This window comes from Nitratireductor indicus C115 (assembly GCF_000300515.1).
Classification (GTDB): domain Bacteria; phylum Pseudomonadota; class Alphaproteobacteria; order Rhizobiales; family Rhizobiaceae; genus Nitratireductor; species Nitratireductor indicus.
Map to the genome: position 1 here is coordinate 1 of NZ_AMSI01000033.1, position 14,759 is coordinate 14,759.

Below are 14,759 nucleotides of genomic sequence, written 5' to 3' on the forward strand. Positions count from 1 at the left end.
TCAAGGGTGAGAGACGCGCAGCTCGCAGCCAAGCCGGTATGCGAGTGGTGCTTTAAGCGCGGGATCATCACCAAAGCCACAGTCTGCCACCATGTAGACAAGGCCAGTAAGGAAAGCCCGGCCACCTTCTACGCCGGGCCCTTCGAAAGCCTATGCGCTCCATGTCATGACCGAGACGCCCAAAGCGAAGAACGCATGGGATACTCGACCGAGATAGGGGCCGATGGATGGCCCGTAGACGAGCGCCACCCTGCAAACAGTCAGAGATGCGCCAAAAGCTGAAATGCCTCTCCACGGCTTCCCCTGCCTGAAAGACGGACATCCTAGATGGGGGGGTGGTTAAAAAGTCCAGATCGATGGGCTTAGGGACCGGCGCGAAGAGCTCACAATTGCAAAACCGTAACAATCCGAGTTTTTCGTTTAGGATATTGTGACCAATGGCCAAGCGCGGAAGGCCTTCGGCGGCTTCTATGGAGATTGCGGTCGAGCGCATCGAAACAATCGAGCGTCAGCGGGCCCCCCACGAATTGAACGACGAGGAAACCGAAGTCTGGGCTGCGGTAGTCAATAGCCGCCCGGCAGATTGGTTTTCATCGGACACAGCGCCTCTACTGACGCAGTATTGCAGAGAGGTTATCCAGGCGCGACGTGTGGCTGAAATGATCGAACGGGCAACGAGCGACCCCGAATTGTCGATAAAGGATTATGACAGGCTCTTGAAGATGCAGGCCCGGCAGAGCGCGACGATCCGCTCCTTGGCAACGACGATGCGCATCTCGCAACAGGCGACTACCAATCATCGTGGCAACAAGAAAATCACCAGCGCGCGCAAGCCGTGGGAAGGCTGAAAGCCGCGCCGAGCGGAATATCCGCTGGATCGAGACCCACTGCCGAGTTCCTGAAGGAAAGCTTGTTGGTCAGCCAGTGCGGCTTCGACCTTGGCAGCGCGATGAGATACGCAAGATATATGACAACCCGCATGGCACACGCCGGGCGATCATCTCGTTCGGACGTAAGAACGGGAAGACAGCGCTAGCAGCGTTTCTCCTGCTGCTGCATCTTTGTGGGCCAGAGGCGCGGCCAAATTCGCAGTTGTTCAGCGCGGCGCAATCGCGTGAACAAGCAGCAATCCTGTTTTCGCTGGCCGCAAAGGTGGTGCGCCTGTCGCCGTCTCTCAGCCAGTACGTGGTACCTGTCGATTCCGGGAAAAGGCTTACCTGCGAGGAATTGGGCACGGTATATCGAGCACTTTCCGCGGAGGCTTCAACAGCATACGGCTTGAGCCCGGTGTTCATCGTTCATGATGAATTGGGGCAAGTTAGGGGACCGCGATCAGAGTTGTACGAGGCGCTTGAGACGGCGACCGGTGCTCAGGAGGCGCCGCTTTCCATTGTGATATCGACACAGGCACCAAACCCAACAGATCTACTATCGATATTGATCGATGATGCGAAGACCGAGGCAGACCTGCGAGTGGTCATGAGCCTCTATTCCGCACCGGATGACGCTGATCCTTTCGATGCCAAAACTATCAAGATGGCAAACCCGGCCTTCGGCGATTTCCAGAACGATGAAGAGGTTCTTGCAATGGCGGAAGATGCCCGCCGCATGCCGAGCCGTGAGCCGGAATACCGCAATCTGATCCTAAATCAACGCGTGGAAATGTTCGCGCCGTTCGTATCCAGATCGATTTGGTTGGCATGCGGAGGGGAGGTTGTTGAGTCGTTTGATGGTTTGCCAGTGTTTGGAGGCCTTGATCTTTCTGCAGTGAATGACCTGACTGCGAAGGTCTACATAGCGCCAGTTGACGGGCTCTGGCATGTCAAGCCAACTTTCTGGCTCCCGGGCGATGGCATCAGGGAGAAATCACGGATTGACCGAGTGCCGTATGATGTTTGGGAGGCGCAGGGCCACCTCAGGACAACGCGCGGGAAGACAGTCGATTATGAGTTTGTGGCTGCCAGTTTGTATTCAGATTGCGAGCGCGGAGATATCCGCAAGATCGCATTTGACCGCTGGAATTGGCGGCATCTGAAGCCCTGGCTTCTCAAGGCCGGGTTTTCCGAAGACCAGCTTGAGGGTGACAGGGCCTTATTCGAGCCGATGGGACAAGGATATCAGTCAATGTCGCCCGCTCTTCGTGATCTGGAAAGTGATCTTCTCGATCAACGTTTCGTACACGGTAATCATCCGGTGCTGGCGATGTGCGCGGCGAACGCCGTTGTGACGAGCGACCCGGCAGGTAATCGAAAGCTCGATAAGGCCAAGGCGACAGGCCGCATTGACGGAATGGTGGCGCTTACAATGGCGAGAGCAGTGGCTGGAACCTTCGAAACTCCGAAGCCCGAGCCGAAATTCCAGATGTTCGCCTTCGGCTGACATCGCTTCCTGAAAACCGAAAACTCTGGAGGTCCGTCATGACTGTGACGCGCCGCGCATACTCGTATCTGCACATCAAGGCAGTGAACGAGGAAAAGCGCATTATTCGCGGTGTCGCGACGACGCCGGCTGTTGATCGCGTAGGCGATGTTGTCGAGCCGATGGGGGTGAAGTTCCAGAACCCTATGCCTTTCCTCTGGCAGCATGATGCTGGCAAGCCGATTGGCACGGTAAAATTCGACAGCCCGACCGAAGACGGCATTACCTTTGAGGCTGAACTCCCCGTCATCGAGGAAGCGGGAACGCTGAAGGATCGGGTGGACGAAGCTTGGCAGTCGATCAAGCTTGGCCTTGTCCGCGCGGTCTCCATCGGGTTCCGCGCTATCGAATACGCCTTCATCGAGGGCACAAACGGCATTCGCTTTGTCGAGAGCGAAGTCTACGAACTTTCCGCCGTCACGATCCCGGCCCAGCCGGAAGCCGTTATGACGAGCATCAAGAACATGGACGCGGCTGGTGTCGCGCTCATCAAGTCCTTCGACCCGAACGCTCCCGCCGCGACCGGCACAATCGAGCGTCCGACGAAGACCCCTCCCGGCGCTTCGGGAAAATCTCACAAACCCGTCAACTTGCGCCCGAAGGAGGGCAATGACATGAAAACGCTCGCTGAGCAGATTACGGCTCTGGAGGCCAAGCGTGCCGCGAATATGGCGCGTATGGAGGAAATCCAGGCCAAGGCATCCGAAGAAGGTCGGACCAAGGACGATTCCGAAAAGGAAGAGTTCGGCACCCTCGCGGACGAATGCGACACCATCGATGACGAGCTCAAAGACCTTCGCCGCATGGAGCGCGCAAAGGCTCAGGAAGCCAAGCCCGTCAACAAGGCGCCGGTTGCTCCTGCCTCGGATGCAACGGCCCGGACCGCCGTAACAGTCAAGGCTCCCAAGCCGGAGGCTGGTATCGAGTTTGCCCGGCTGGCCAAGGTCAAGGCTCTGGCTTTCTTGAGCCAGGGTGAGTACCGGCAGACGGATATCGCCAAGCGCCTCTATGGCGAAAACTCTGCTGTCTACGGCATCGTCTCTAAGGCGAATGTCGTTGCTGGTGCCGACATCTCTGGCAACTGGGCAGAAGACCTTGTTGGTGATGAGACTTCGGTTTACGCCGACTTTGTCGAATTCCTTCGCCCGATGACCATCGTCGGAAAGTTCGGCACCAACAGCATCCCGTCACTTCGCCGGGTGCCGTTTCGCACCCCTCTGATCGGCCAGACCGGTGGAGGGCAGGCCTATTGGGTAGGTGAGGGCAAGCCGAAGCCTCTGACGGCCTTCGACTTCAGCCGCACCACCCTTGATGAGCTCAAGGTGGCTACGATCTCGGTCGTTACCGAGGAACTGCTGCGCAAGTCGAGCCCGTCTGCCGATATGATCCTGCGTGATGCCTTGGCCGCGGCAGTGGCCGAACGCATCGATACGGATTTCATCGACCCGGCGAAATCGGCGTCTGCCGGCGTGTCCCCGGCATCGATCACCAATGGCGTGACTCCGGTCACTTCCAGCGGTAACGACGCTGATGCGATCCGCGAGGATGTGCGGGCACTTATGGCGACCTTTGTCGCCGCGAATAACCCGCCCACGTCTGGCGTGTGGATCATGGCCTCGGCCACTGCACTTGCACTGTCTCTGATGGTCAATCCGCTCGGCCAGGCTGAATTCGGCGGCATCAGCATGAACGGCGGCACCTTCATGGGTCTGCCGGTCATCGTGTCGGAATATTTCGCACCCGTGTCGGCTGGCGGCTATGTCGCCCTGGTCAACGCGTCGGACATCTATTTCGCGGACGAGGGCGGCGTCATGATTGATGTTTCCCGCGAAGCCTCGCTGCAGATGCTCGACAATCCGACTAACGACACTGTGACGCCGACGGCCACGTCCATGGTCTCCATGTGGCAGACCAACAGTGTGGCTTTCCGTGCTGAACGCATCCTGAACTGGGCCAAGCGCCGCGCATCGGCTGTGGCCGTTCTGGATGAGGTCAATTGGGGGCTGCCGGCGGCATCCGTCTAAGCAGTCCTGAATGACATTGCCGGTCGCGGGCAACTGCGGCCGGTTCCCTTCCTCTCTCGGGAGAATGCCCGATGAAATCGAATTATCTGACGCGCGCCATGAACGCGCGCGACCCGCGCTATGCAAAGATCGCTAAAAAGCTTGGTTATGGCCACCGCGACGTGCAGGCGAAGCCGCGCAAGCCGGTCGATGACATGAAGGCGTTGCGTGCGCGCTATGTCAAAGTCGTGGGCAAGAAGCCCTATCATGGTTGGGACGCGGACACGCTGCGCACCAAGATCGCGGAAGCGAAGGGCTAAGCCTATGCGTATTCTCGGCATTCCGGTCCCCTTTACAGGCGAGGGCAAGAAAGACCTGTCACCGGTGAACCCGAACCGGGGCGGATGGTTTCGGATCCTCGAAAGATTCTCCGGTGCGTGGCAACAGAACATCGAGGTCGATTACAATTCGGTTCTTTCCTTCCATGCCGATTTCGCATGCCGCACGCTGATCGCATCCGATATCTCAAAGCTTCGGGTCAAGTTGGTTCAGAAGGATGACAATGGGATTTGGACAGAGGTCACCAACCCGGCATATTCTCCGGTTCTTCGGAAGCCCAATCATTTCCAGAATCGCATCCAGTTCTTTGAAGCATGGGTTCTATCGAAGCTCCAGCGCGGCAACACATATGTCTTGAAGCAGCGGGACGGCGCTGGAACGGTTCGGGCGCTATATATCCTCGATCCCCTTAGGGTGAAGCCGCTCGTTTCGGATGATGGATCGATCTTCTACGAGCTCAACACTGATGAACTGAGCGGGCTCCCAAGCCGCGTCATCGTCCCAGCCCGCGAGATCATTCACGACCGCTTCAACTGCATGTTCCATCCGTTGGTCGGGATGTCGCCAATCTTTGCCGGTGGGCTGGCCGCCATGCAGGGCCTCGCTATTCAGAGCAATTCCACCAAGTTCTTCGAGAATGGCGCGCAGCCGGGCGGAGTTCTGTCAGCCCCCGGCGCGATATCTGACGATACCGCAGCCCGTCTCAAGGAGTATTGGGACAACAACTTCACGGGCAAGAACGCTGGAAAGGTTGCCGTTGTTGGCGATGGCCTCAAATACGAGGCGATGGCTGCAAAGGCGAACGATTCCCAGCTGATCGAGCAGTTGAAATGGTCTGCGGAAGTGGTGTGTTCCGTCTACCATGTTCCTCCCTACAAGATCGGCGTCGGCCAATTGCCCAGCTACAACAACGTGCAGGCGTTGAACGTCGAATATTACAGCCAGTGTCTCCAGAAGCATATTGAAGACATCGAGATATGCCTTGACGAAGGTCTCGGCATGAATGGCGTGAACATTGGAACGGAATTCGACCTGGACGGTCTTCTGCGCATGGACAGCGTCACTCAGATGCAGGTGCTCAAGGATGCTGCGGGCATCCTGTCACCAAATGAGATGCGCGCCAAACTGGACAAGAAGCCGAAAACCGGTGGCGACAGCCCAATGCTTCAACAGCAGAACTATTCGCTGGAGGCCCTTGCCAAGCGTGACGCCCAAGAAGACCCGTTCGGGTCGCCAAGCACACCAACGCCGGCACCGGCTGATGGAGAGGCGGCAAACGACAACGCCGAGGCTGAGGCACGCGCCGCATTGGTCGAAATCTACAAAGGACTCCGCTGATGACGTTCGACGGGAAGGCCTTCGGCCAGGAGATCGTTGGCGTGGTCAAGAACTATGTGCGCGATGCGATTGCGCCGGTTCTGGTCCGCCTCGATGCCATTGAGAAGCGCCAACCTGAGAAAGGCGAGCGCGGCGAGAAGGGAGACAAGGGCGAACCCGGTCAAGATGGCGTGGACGGTGCCGACGGTATTGGCTTCGATGATCTGGAAGTCGTTCATGACGGCTTGCGCACCTTCACATTCCGTTTCGCCAAGGGCGAAAAGATGAAGGAGTTCCCGTTCACGCTGCCCGTTGTCCTCGACCGAGGGGTGTTCAAGGCCGGAGATACCTATTCTGCCGGGGATGGCGTGACTTGGGGCGGTTCATTCTGGATCGCTCAGAAGGATACCGCGGACAAGCCCGGGGATGGTGATGGATGGCGGCTCGCCGTCAAGAAGGGCAGGGATGGCAAGGACGGAATAATGAAGACCGATCAGCCGAAGCAGCCCTTGAAGGTGGGATGATGGTCAAACTGGTCTCTCTCGACACCGTGAAGCTTGCTCTGCGCATCGGTGAGATCGAGGAAACGAGCGGCGGTTGGAATGTCCTCCCACATGAGGATGACACGCTGCTCGACGCCTATATCGAGGCCGCATCTGCCGCGATCATCAATTACTTGAAGGATCAGGCCGAAGTCATCTTGAACCTGGACAGCGGCGGCGACGTGCCTTCAGGAACCGAAATCCCGAAGGAAATCGAAACTGCAGCAATCCTGCTCGTCGGTCACTTCTATCGCGAGCCGGACGGCGACACCGAAGAAGCCTTCGACCGAGGGTATCTCCCGAAGCCCGTCACCGCCTTGCTTTATCCGCTCCGAGACCCTGCGCTTCGATGACAAAGCCTGAGTGGTGGCCCTCATGGGAGGGAGAGACGGTCGTGATCGTGGCATCCGGGCCGAGCGCAAAGAACGCCCCGCTGCATGTCGCGAAAGGTAAAGCGAAATTCATTGCGATCAACAAGTCATGGGAGTTGGCGCCATGGGCCGACATTCTCTACGCCTGCGACTTTGCATGGTGGCGGCACGTAAAGGGGTGTCCGGGCTTCACTGGTCTCAAGCTCACGGTCGACAGGGCCGCAGTGAAGGACTTCCCGGAGCTCAAACAGGTGGATTGCCGGAAGCCGGATGATCGCCTGTTCCTGTCGCCTCTCGGCACCGTGGGCTGGGGCGGCAACGGTGGGTTTCATGCACTGAACCTCGCAGTGCAGTTCGGTTGCAGGAAGATCATCCTGGTCGGCTATGACATGACCACCCGTTACGGCCTTCACTGGCATGGGGCGCATCCGGGCAATCTGCACAACCCGAAAGAGGCAAGCGCTGCCCGGTGGCGGCGCGCTGTCGACAACGCGAGCAAGGTGATCCATCCAATGGGTATCAAGGTGATCAACTGCAGCAAGGTATCTGCCCTGACCAGCTATCCGAAGATGGAACTCGATGAGGCGCTTGCCTCATGAGGGTCGCGCTGGTTTTGCGGTCAGGAGGTGACTTCGACGCTTCCCATATCGCCCGACTTTGCCGGCAGGTGACAGACTATCTTCCCGGCGCTCAGATTTTTTGCCTGTCGGATGTCGAGGTTCCGTGCCCCCGTATCGAGCTTCGGTATGATTGGCCGGGTTGGTGGTCCAAGATGGAATTGTTTCGCCCCGATATCGGTGGCGACCTTCTATTCATGGATCTGGACACATCAATCGTAGGCACTCTGGACGGCATTGCAGCTGTCGACCGCCTCACGGTGCTGTCTGATTTCTACTGGCCGACGACTGGGCGCATTCAATCGTCGCTCATGTTCATTCCAGAGCGTGATCGACAGGAGATTTGGGATGCATGGATAGCTGATCCTTCACGGCACATGCGGGAATGCGTGACGCAGGAGATGTGGGGCGACCAGGGTTTCCTTGGTCAGTTCTGGCAGGGCAGGGCGCAGCGATGGCAAGACGTGCTGCCCGGTCAGGTGGTTTCTTACAAATGCCATGTCCGCGAGAAAACTCGGTCAGACAAAGAGTTCGGTGACGGAACGTTGCCGGAGAATGCGCGTGTCGTGATCTTTCACGGCAAGCCCCGGCCTTGGGAAAACGGATGGTAATGCGCCCCTTTGAACAGCGAGCACAGACGATTATTCGCCGGTTGCCGCCCCACGCGCTGGCTGCCGAAATCGGCGTCCTGCGCGGGCAAGTATCGGAATGCGTTCTCCAGAACACAGACGCCAGCCTGATTATGGTCGATAGCTGGTTGCCGTCCGATCAGCAGCCGGAACGCTACAAGGCGACGAAAGATCAGCACGCATTCGATCCTGCGGAGATCGTGAGTAAGCACAAGCGAGAAGCACTCGCTCGGGTACATCGCTTCCGCGGCCGCGCGCAGATCAAGGAAATGTCATCGGTCGAGGCGGCATCACAGGTTGAAGATTGCACGCTCGACCTGGTCTTCATCGATGCCGACCATTCCTATGAAGGTGTCCGGGAAGACATTGCGGCTTGGTTCCCGAAGGTGAAGGCTAGCGGCTGGATCGGCGGGCACGATTATCAAAACCCGGATGCGCGCTTCTGTTTCGGTGTTGACCGTGCGGTTGATGGGTGGATCGAGGAAACCGGTTGCACGCTGGAAACCGATCTGAATTTCACATGGTGGGCTCGGGTCTGATGGCAAAGCGCTCAGCGGGTTCGCTCGACCGGACAATCACGGTTGAGCGGTACCAGGTCGTGGGTACGAACGACTTCAACGAGGACATCCTTGATTGGGCCGGGTTCATTACGGTCCGTGCCGCTCGCCGCGACGTGTCAGACGGTGAAAAGTTCGCCGCCGGCCAAACAGGTTCTTCACTTCGCAGCCGGTTCGTCATCCGCGCCTCGACCAAATCGAAAACGATCTCGCCAGTTGATCGCCTGTCCTATGACGGCGGCATCTGGAACATCGAGGGTGTGAAGGAAGGCGACCAAGGCGATATGCGGGGACGCTTCATTGAGATCACGGCGGTTCGGAGCACGGATTAGGAGACTGAAAATGGACATCAAAGAGGTTCGCCGCATTCATCTCGCCCGCGGTGACAGGCTGATCGTTCGCATCAAAGGTCGCATCAGCGATGAAGTAGCGAAGCGCATCAAAGAGCAGTTCGAGGGATGGGCCGGCCCCGGTAATCCTGTTCTTGTGATTGATGAGAGCGTCGACCTCGAAGTTCTCTCAGTGTCCGCCTGATGGCGACCGTCAAGTGCCATCTGTCCGTTGAGATGGATGAGCTTCACGACGCAATCGGCTTGTTGTCCGAAATTCATGCCAGATTGGCAACGAAGCATGGCGAGGCATTTCGGAAACTCGATAGAGCCATAGAGAGGTTCATCGATGATCCGACAGATGCAATCGAAATCCACTGGCTCGGCGGCGGCCGTCTTTTTGCAGCGCCGAAAGGCCGGCTCACTGAGATACTTCGCGAATCCCGGGAACTTGGAGTGATCGACTGATGGCGACCAATGTCCGGATTGAGGGGCTGCGCGAGCTTGAAAGGGCGCTCGCGGAGTTGCCCAAATCAACTGGCAAGAACGTCCTCCGGCGCACGCTGCGGGAAGCCGCAAAGCCGCTCATCAACGATGCGCAGCGCTTGGCTCCTGACCGCCCCGGCCGCCCACGGAATGATCTGCCGACCTCGATCACCATTTCCACACGCCTGAACAAGAACCAGCGAAAGGCCACGCGCGGCACCGATAAATCGTTCGTCGAGATGTATGTCGGCCCTGACGTTTCGGTCCCGCACCCTCATGGGCACTGGCAGGAGTTCGGAACGGTTCAGCACGGCCCGCAGCCCTTCATGCGCCCAGCCTGGGATGCGAACAAGATGGAGGTGCTGGACGTGATCGGTGATCAGCTTGGTGACGAAATCATGAGAGCCGCGAAACGCCTCGCCAAGAAGCAGGCAAAGGCCGCTGCCAAGGGCAAATAGATGACCTGCCGAGTGTGTGAAATGGCCCGCGCCGCGCTGGCCCGTCTGATCGAGCGCTCACAGCTACCAACAGGACGCAAGCCGAATGATCGAAGAACGGATAACCGCGCTCCTGAGCGGCGTGGCTGATGGCAAGCGGTATTGGGTGAAGGCACCGCGCCGGGACGATGGCTCGCTCGCTGTCACGCCTCCCTATCTCGTTCTTCACCGCGTCGACGGCCTGCCGAACTATCACTTCTGCGGGCGCGGCACCGTGGAGAGCCGCGTGCAGGTGAATTGCATCGCAGAGACCTATGGAGCTGTGAAGGCCCTAGCACGTGCCGTGGTGACCACTCTCGACATGTTCAGTGACCCGGCAGCCGGCATCTACGGGGTCTTTGTCGACGGGGAGGGGCGCGATCTCACCGAAGACGCTCCCGGTGGCGTGAATACCTCAGACGCAGGCTCAAAGCTCTTTGGCGTGGCCGTGGATTTTCGCATCCACCACGCCGGTTGATCCGGCCCGGCCGGTCTGCCCGCAATCGCCCTTGGGCAAGGCATTCTCTGAAAAGGAAGCCGTAAAATGGCAAGCAAAGCAACCATCGGCTGGGATACGATCCTTGAGGCGTATGATGACGCCAGTTCGCCACCCGGCTTCGTTCAACTCTGTGAGGTCTTCAACCTGTCGCCCGGCGCTCAGGAAGCGGACCGCATTGATGTCACGCACTTCTGCAGCCCGGATCGGCGCCGTGAGTATATTCCGGGCCTGATCGACAATGGCGAGGCGAACTTCGAGGCGAACTACATCCCAGGTTCTCCGGAAGATCAGCTCATCCTCTCGCTTCTGAACAGCGGTGACGTCATCCAGTGGCGTATCACGTTCCCGCTCCAGCAGGGCGATACGGATCGGCATCGTGTGACCTTCGAGGCGTCGGTGACCGGGTACGAGCGCACGATCCCCGTGGATGACCGTATGACGGCCACGATCACGCTCGCGCCGTCTGGCTCCGAGGTCTGGGATACGATCTCTGCGGGCAGCGTGTAATGGCGAATGTTCATCGCGGCGGCGTGACGCTCAAAGCCGGTGAAAATTCTTACACGCTCTCGTTCTCGATCAACGCGATGTGCGAGCTGGAGGATGCTTTCGGCAAGCCGGTTATGGAGGTCATCGAGGACTTCCAGAATGTCGGTACGAAGGGCGCTGCCCCAAGCATCAAGACGGTGAGAACTCTGATCTGGGCAGCGCTCATCGATCATCATCCAGAGATGACGGTCGAGGATGCCGGCCAGATTTCACTTTCTGTTGATGTCAACACGCTCATGGAGAAGGTTGGCACGGCGCTCCAGCGCGCATTCCCCTCGCAGGAGGGAGATCAGGGCAAGGCAAACCCTCCGAAGGCGAAAGCCGAATAGATTGGCTTTCGCTGCAACAGGACTGGGTAAGCGTCGTCGGCGGGAACGGTCAGGACTTCTGGGGCCTGTCTCTCCGCGAAATTCAAAACGTTCTCGCCGGCCACAACGAAAAGCGAAGGCGCGACAGCAATCTCGTGATGTCACAGGCGTGGCACACGGCGGCGTTCCAGCGCATCAAGAAGATGCCGAAGCTCAAGAACGTTCTCGATGAAGGTCCGAAGCGCGCAAGCCGCCACATGAGACCCGTCCAAGTGGATGAGGTCAGGGCGTGGCTCGCGAATGCTCCTAAGATGAAGCGGCGAGGTAGGTAGAAATGGCGCAGGGCGTTATTGGCAGCCTCCGGGTCAACCTCGGGATCGACACGGCTCAGTTCGGCAATGGATTGAAGAAGGCGGAGTCCGGGCTCCAGAGGTTCGGTAAACTGGCCAGGACCGGTCTGCTCGCTGCCGGTGCCGCCGCGACGGCTGCTGCTGGTGGCTTGGCCGTAATGGTGAAAGGCACGATCAACAGTGCCGATGAAATGGCAAAGGCTAGCCGTAGCTTCGGGGTTCCCATTGAGGAACTGTCGCGTCTCAGGTACGCGGCAGATCTTTCGGGTGTTTCGTTCAGCAATCTCGGTAATTCGCTGCGCACGCTCAACAAAAACGCCTATGACGCATCGAAGGGGACTGGTGCCGCAAAGGATGCGTTTGCGGAACTTGGCGTCAATGTCGCGAATACAGACGGCAGCTTGAAATCTGCCACCCAGCTCATGGGTGAAGTGGCTGACGCGCTCCAGAACGTCGATGACGAGACACGCAAGGCGGCACTGTCAGGCAAAATTTTCGGAGAGCGGTACGGTCCGCAGCTCGCATCGCTTCTGGCTGGTGGCTCAGAGGGGATCAACAAGCTGACCGCTGAGGCCGGAAAGTTCGGCCAGGTGTTCACCGAGGAAATGGGAGCGAACGCCGAGCAGTTCAACGACAACATTTCCCGCCTTACCGGTTCGATTGGAAGCCTGGCGGCGAGCATCACGGCATCGATCCTTCCGGCCCTGACGCAGTTCAGTGATTTCGCGGTGTCTGTCGCTGCTGGGTTTAGTGAACTCGACCCGGCAATTCAGACATTCATATCGTCTGGCGCCGCTCTCACGGCTGGTTTGGCGGCACTGGCGATCCCGCTGGGCGCCGTTGCTCTCGCAATCGGAGCAATAGGTGCGCCGGTGATCGCCGTTTCCGCTGCCATCGCGGGACTGACCGCCGCTGTGGTTGCGTTCTATCCCCAGATCAAGGCGGTCGATGCCGCCGTCATGCAATGGGCGCGAAACTTCGATGCTGCGTTCCTCGAGATGCTGAACGCCGCCAAGACGAAGACAGCGGAGATCATCGCATCGGCGGGCGCGTTCGCTTCTTCATTCCTGCAGAAGTTTGTCGACTTGCATGTGCAGATGTACGAGATCGGCGTTCAGATCATGCAGGGGCTGTGGAACGGCATCAAGTCGATGTTCGGGACCGTCACTGAGGGGATTGCGAGTGTCGGCGCCAGCATCCGTGATCGCCTCAAGGGGCTTCTCGGCATTCACTCTCCCTCGACGGTTTTCCACGAGATCGGTGTGAACATCATGCAGGGCCTCGCCAATGGCATGAACAGCATGGCGAGCGGCGTCACGGATATTGCCGGTTCTGCCGCCGATGGAATCACGAGCTCGTTTGAAGGAATCGGCTCTGGCATTGCAGAGGCGATCAAGGGCACCAAGGAGTGGAAGGACGTGGCGCTCGACGCGATCCGCTCTGTCGCTACCTCGATCCTCTCCAACATGAACTTCGGTGGCGGCATCTTCGGCGGGCTGTTGAAAGGTTTGCTTGGTGGGTTGGTTGGTTTTGCCAATGGCGGCTCGTTCACAGTGGGCGGTGCTGGTGCGGTTGATAGCCAGCTCGTTGCGTTCAAAGCTACCCCAGGCGAGACCGTCGACATTCGGAAGCCCGGTCAGGATATGGGCGGCGGCGGGGCGCTTGATGTCCGCGTCTCCATGGACCGCAACGGCAATCTGCAAGCCTACGTGGAGCAAACCTCTGGCCGCGTTTCTGCTCAAGTGGTGCGGGCCGCTGCCCCTGGCATCATCGAAGGATCGACACAGGCCACACAGGCCGAGTCCCGTAATCGTCCAGGCTTCTTCCGGTAGGCGCGAATGTCATTCCCTCTCAAGACCATCGATCTATCGGACAGCATTTATCGCGTTCAATCCGGAACCTTCGGTCTGGTCCCCGACAGCGAAATGTTCACGTCGGCATGGGGCGCAGCCTTTCGAGTGAACGGCCCTCGCCATATGCGTTGGACCGCTGAGCTGGAAATGGCTCCGCAATATGACGATGGTGCAGAGGACCGCAGGTTCAGCTGGGACATTACGATTGCCCGTATGATGGGCGGCTATGTCGGAATGAGGCTATATCACCCTCTGCATGACTATCCGCGGGGATATGGCGCTGGCATTTATCGCCCGCGTGATGACCATGACAGCCTCGGCGGCGAGTATCTGATCGACGGCAGCTATCATATCGATGGTTCCTATCACATCGATGGTGGTTCGACGCTCGCTTATGTCGATGAAGATGCGCCGCGTTATGCCGATAGCATCGTCATGAATAGCCTTTGGCCGTCGGTGATGGTGTTCAGGGCAGGGGATCATTTCAGCACTGGTGGCAATCTCTACATGGTTGCCGACGATTGCGAATCCGATGCGAACGGTAAATGTCGCGTGCCGTTCCTCTGGAAGCTCTGGAAACCGGCATTGGTTGGTGACCGGATCGATCTTCGCCGGCCTACCGGGCGCTTTGTGCTGTCCTCGAAAGACGTTGGCATGCAGCAGCACAACCTCATTTTCGGGGCAACCTCCCTAAGCGCGGTGGAAGTGCCCCATGTCGACTAGGTATCGCCGCTGGACGCTCGACCAGGTGCTCCGCTCCGGCAACGTCACGGATGTGGTGCTTGTGAAGCTCGATCACACGGACGGGCCGGTCTATCTCTGGAATGGCCTCGGGCTGCTCGACCATGACGGGGTGGAATGGCGGGGCGTGGGCCGGCTCGGATCGGTCAAGCTCGGCGCGGCAGATACCGAAGTGAAGATCAACGATGTGGTGTTCGCGCTTTCCGGTATCGATGAGGAATATGTTTCCTACCTCGACAGCACTGTGAAGGGGTCCAAGGGATGGGTCTGGAAAGCCTTCATGGGGCCGGACTATCAGGTGCGCTTTACCGAGCTTCTGACTGAGTGCGAACTGGATCAGCCATCCTTTTCAATCGAGCCGAACGGCACCGCCTCCAT

The 14,759-nt window shown here is 58.6% G+C and carries 20 protein-coding genes; all 20 read left to right on the forward strand.

Translation table 11 applies throughout. The features are described 5' to 3' along the window. Positions 1-437 precede the first annotated feature (437 nt). Positions 438-848: a hypothetical protein gene (locus NA8A_RS23375; RefSeq protein WP_040673470.1), complete on the forward strand. Its 411-nt coding sequence runs from the start codon at positions 438-440 to the stop codon at positions 846-848. Next, a complete protein-coding gene (locus NA8A_RS23380; protein ID WP_040673472.1) occupies positions 802-2,379 on the forward strand; it encodes a terminase large subunit in 1,578 nt (525 codons plus the stop codon). The genes NA8A_RS23375 and NA8A_RS23380 overlap by 47 nt, the downstream gene beginning before the upstream one ends. A 38-nt stretch (positions 2,380-2,417) precedes the next feature. After that, positions 2,418-4,442: a phage major capsid protein gene (locus tag NA8A_RS23385; protein ID WP_009452911.1), complete on the forward strand. Its 2,025-nt coding sequence runs from the start codon at positions 2,418-2,420 to the stop codon at positions 4,440-4,442. Between the two features lie 71 nt (positions 4,443-4,513). After that, positions 4,514-4,741, forward strand: coding sequence for a hypothetical protein (locus NA8A_RS23390; protein ID WP_009452912.1), 228 nt, complete (start codon positions 4,514-4,516; stop codon positions 4,739-4,741). A 4-nt stretch (positions 4,742-4,745) separates the two neighbouring features. Then, a complete protein-coding gene (locus tag NA8A_RS23395; protein WP_009452913.1) occupies positions 4,746-6,098 on the forward strand; it encodes a phage portal protein in 1,353 nt (450 codons plus the stop codon). Further along, positions 6,098-6,601, forward strand: coding sequence for a collagen-like triple helix repeat-containing protein (locus NA8A_RS24510; RefSeq protein WP_009452914.1), 504 nt, complete (start codon positions 6,098-6,100; stop codon positions 6,599-6,601). The genes NA8A_RS23395 and NA8A_RS24510 overlap by 1 nt, the downstream gene beginning before the upstream one ends. Beyond that, positions 6,598-6,972: a head-tail connector protein gene (locus NA8A_RS23405; RefSeq protein ID WP_009452915.1), complete on the forward strand. Its 375-nt coding sequence runs from the start codon at positions 6,598-6,600 to the stop codon at positions 6,970-6,972. Before NA8A_RS24510 ends, NA8A_RS23405 begins: the two co-directional genes overlap by 4 nt. 41 nt (positions 6,973-7,013) lie before the next feature. After that, positions 7,014-7,589: a hypothetical protein gene (locus tag NA8A_RS23410; RefSeq protein WP_009452916.1), complete on the forward strand. Its 576-nt coding sequence runs from the start codon at positions 7,014-7,016 to the stop codon at positions 7,587-7,589. After that, positions 7,586-8,218 (forward strand): hypothetical protein, encoded by a 633-nt coding sequence (locus NA8A_RS23415; protein WP_009452917.1) that lies wholly within the window; start codon positions 7,586-7,588, stop codon positions 8,216-8,218. The genes NA8A_RS23410 and NA8A_RS23415 overlap by 4 nt, the downstream gene beginning before the upstream one ends. Beyond that, the gene (locus NA8A_RS23420; RefSeq protein WP_009452918.1) at positions 8,218-8,775 is read left to right on the forward strand and encodes a class I SAM-dependent methyltransferase; all 558 of its coding nucleotides are present in this window, start codon (positions 8,218-8,220) and stop codon (positions 8,773-8,775) included. Before NA8A_RS23415 ends, NA8A_RS23420 begins: the two co-directional genes overlap by 1 nt. After that, complete coding sequence (locus tag NA8A_RS23425; protein ID WP_040673481.1) at positions 8,775-9,125, forward strand: phage head closure protein; 351 nt, start codon at positions 8,775-8,777, stop codon at positions 9,123-9,125. Before NA8A_RS23420 ends, NA8A_RS23425 begins: the two co-directional genes overlap by 1 nt. 10 nt (positions 9,126-9,135) lie before the next feature. Next, on the forward strand, positions 9,136-9,327 hold the full coding sequence (locus tag NA8A_RS23430) for a hypothetical protein (protein ID WP_009452920.1): 192 nt from the start codon (positions 9,136-9,138) through the stop codon (positions 9,325-9,327). Next, positions 9,327-9,590, forward strand: coding sequence for a hypothetical protein (locus NA8A_RS23435; protein WP_009452921.1), 264 nt, complete (start codon positions 9,327-9,329; stop codon positions 9,588-9,590). The genes NA8A_RS23430 and NA8A_RS23435 overlap by 1 nt, the downstream gene beginning before the upstream one ends. Beyond that, entirely contained in the window at positions 9,590-10,066 is a 477-nt protein-coding gene (locus NA8A_RS23440) for an HK97-gp10 family putative phage morphogenesis protein (RefSeq protein WP_009452922.1), read from the forward strand. The genes NA8A_RS23435 and NA8A_RS23440 overlap by 1 nt, the downstream gene beginning before the upstream one ends. Positions 10,067-10,151: 85 nt before the next feature. After that, positions 10,152-10,562: a tail completion protein gp17 gene (gene gp17 / locus NA8A_RS23445; protein WP_009452923.1), complete on the forward strand. Its 411-nt coding sequence runs from the start codon at positions 10,152-10,154 to the stop codon at positions 10,560-10,562. Positions 10,563-10,628: 66 nt separating this feature from the next. Further along, the gene (locus NA8A_RS23450; protein ID WP_009452924.1) at positions 10,629-11,090 is read left to right on the forward strand and encodes a phage tail tube protein; all 462 of its coding nucleotides are present in this window, start codon (positions 10,629-10,631) and stop codon (positions 11,088-11,090) included. Next, positions 11,090-11,458 carry a hypothetical protein gene (locus tag NA8A_RS23455; RefSeq protein ID WP_009452925.1) on the forward strand — a complete coding sequence of 123 codons (369 nt, stop codon included), beginning with the start codon at positions 11,090-11,092 and terminating at the stop codon, positions 11,456-11,458. The genes NA8A_RS23450 and NA8A_RS23455 overlap by 1 nt, the downstream gene beginning before the upstream one ends. A gap of 313 nt (positions 11,459-11,771) precedes the next feature. Then, positions 11,772-13,619 (forward strand): phage tail tape measure protein, encoded by a 1,848-nt coding sequence (locus NA8A_RS23460; protein WP_009452926.1) that lies wholly within the window; start codon positions 11,772-11,774, stop codon positions 13,617-13,619. A 6-nt stretch (positions 13,620-13,625) separates the two neighbouring features. Beyond that, a complete protein-coding gene (locus NA8A_RS23465) occupies positions 13,626-14,363 on the forward strand; it encodes a hypothetical protein (protein WP_009452927.1) in 738 nt (245 codons plus the stop codon). Then, the coding region (locus NA8A_RS23470; protein ID WP_009452928.1) for a hypothetical protein at positions 14,353-14,759 on the forward strand (407 nt) is incomplete at its 3' end. The genes NA8A_RS23465 and NA8A_RS23470, both read left to right, overlap by 11 nt.